2 protein-coding genes are annotated in these 1722 nt (G+C 59.9%); both read left to right on the top strand.

The genetic code is table 11. The annotated features are described in order from the left end of the window. Nucleotides 1–922, top strand: a 922-nt coding sequence (locus H3Z84_RS00010; RefSeq protein WP_416225835.1) for a Mu transposase domain-containing protein, incomplete at its 5' end; no start/stop codon positions are given. Between the two features lie 9 nt (nt 923–931). Beyond that, nucleotides 932–1672: an IS21-like element helper ATPase IstB gene (gene istB, locus H3Z84_RS00005; RefSeq protein WP_199455798.1), complete on the top strand. Its 741-nt coding sequence runs from the start codon at nt 932–934 to the stop codon at nt 1670–1672. Nucleotides 1673–1722 lie beyond the last annotated feature (50 nt).

Below are 1722 nucleotides of genomic sequence, written 5' to 3'. Positions count from 1 at the left end.
TCCGGAAATGGTGATTCCGGATAATCTGCGCAGCGGTGTCAGCAAAGCCTGTCGGTACGATCCGGACTTGAACCCCAGCTACCAGCAACTGGCGGCGCACTACCAGGTCGCGGTGCTGCCCGCACGGCCCTACAAACCCAAGGATAAATCCAAAGCGGAAGTGGGTGTACAGATCGTTGAGCGCTGGATCCTGGCCCGGTTGCGCCACTACACCTTCTTCACCCTGGCCGACCTGAATCAGTGCATCCGGTCCCTGCTGGAAGACCTGAACAGCCGACCGTTCCGGCGGCTGCCAGGCAACCGGCAGGAGGCCTTCAAGATGCTCGATCAGCCGGCCCTGAGGGCATTACCCAAACACCCCTATGAGTACATCGAGATCCGGCGTTGCCGGGTCAACATCGACTACCACATCGAGTTCCAGCAGCACCACTACTCAGTGCCACACCAGTATGTGGGAGAGCAGGTAGACATCCACGCCAGTGAGCGACTGGTACAGATCTACTTCCGGCAGCGCCAGATCGCCAGCCACCCACGCAGTCATCAGTACGGCATCACCACCGAGTCAGGGCACATGCCCACACGCCACCAAAAACAACAACAGTGGACGCCGGGTCGTCTCAAGAACTGGGCCAGAGACATCGGGCCCGACACCCTGACCTGGATCAGTGATCGGCTGGAGGAGCGGGAGCATCCGGAACAGGCCTACCGGGTCTGTCTCGGGCTGCTCAACCTGAGCAAGGAGTACCCCAGCGAGCGCCTGAACACGGCAAGTCGCATTGCCAACCGCGAAGGCCTGGACCGACTGAAACACGTCAAGGCCATCCTCCGGAGCAACCGCGACAAGCTGCCGGAACAACTGCCCCTGAACACCGAACTGCCTCAGCATCACGAGAACATCCGTGGCCCGAAGAGCTTCCACTAGGACACCACTATGAGCACCCTACAGACCCTGACACGACTGAGAGACCTGAAGCTCGGCGGCATGGCTGCCGCCCTGGAGCATCAACAAAACCAGCCAGGCACCTATGACGAGCTGTCGTTCACCGAACGCCTGGAGTTGTTACTCGACCGGGAGTTCCAGAGCCGGGAGCACCGGAAACAGGACCGCCTGGTTCGCCAGGCCCGTTTAAAGCTCCGGGCCTCAGTCCAGGATATTGACTACCAGCACTCGCGCAACCTCAAGAAAGCACAGGTCGCCCAGTTGGCCCAGACAGACTGGCTGGAACGGGGACAGAACCTGCTGATTACCGGCCCCTGCGGCAGCGGCAAGACTTACCTCGGCTGTGCAGTGGGGCACCAGGCCTGTCTGAACGGCTTCAGCGCCCGGTACTACCGAATCTCCCGATTACTACTGGAACTGACTCAGGCCAAGGCCGACGGCACCTACCAGAAAACCCTCAGCCAGTTGGCCAAAGTAAAGCTTCTGATACTGGACGACTGGGGCCTGGAAGCCCTGAAACCGGCACACCGGAACGACCTGATGGAGATCATGGATGACCGGCACGGCACGCACTCGACCATGATCATCAGCCAACTGCCCACCGATCAATGGTACGCCGCCATCGGTGACAACACCCTGGCTGACGCCATCCTGGATCGGCTCATGCACAACGCCCATCGCTGGGCTCTGAAGGGAGAGTCGATGAGAAAACGACTTCAGGAAATTGACTGAACGTGAACACCCGGGGTACAAACCTCGGTGGGTGATGCGTTAAGAAAAAG

The organism is Marinobacter sp. bablab_jr003 (assembly GCF_016464245.1).
GTDB classification, from domain to species: domain Bacteria; phylum Pseudomonadota; class Gammaproteobacteria; order Pseudomonadales; family Oleiphilaceae; genus Marinobacter; species Marinobacter vinifirmus.
Note: the sequence above shows the minus strand (reverse complement) of the source record. Positions and strands in the feature narration are given on the sequence as shown.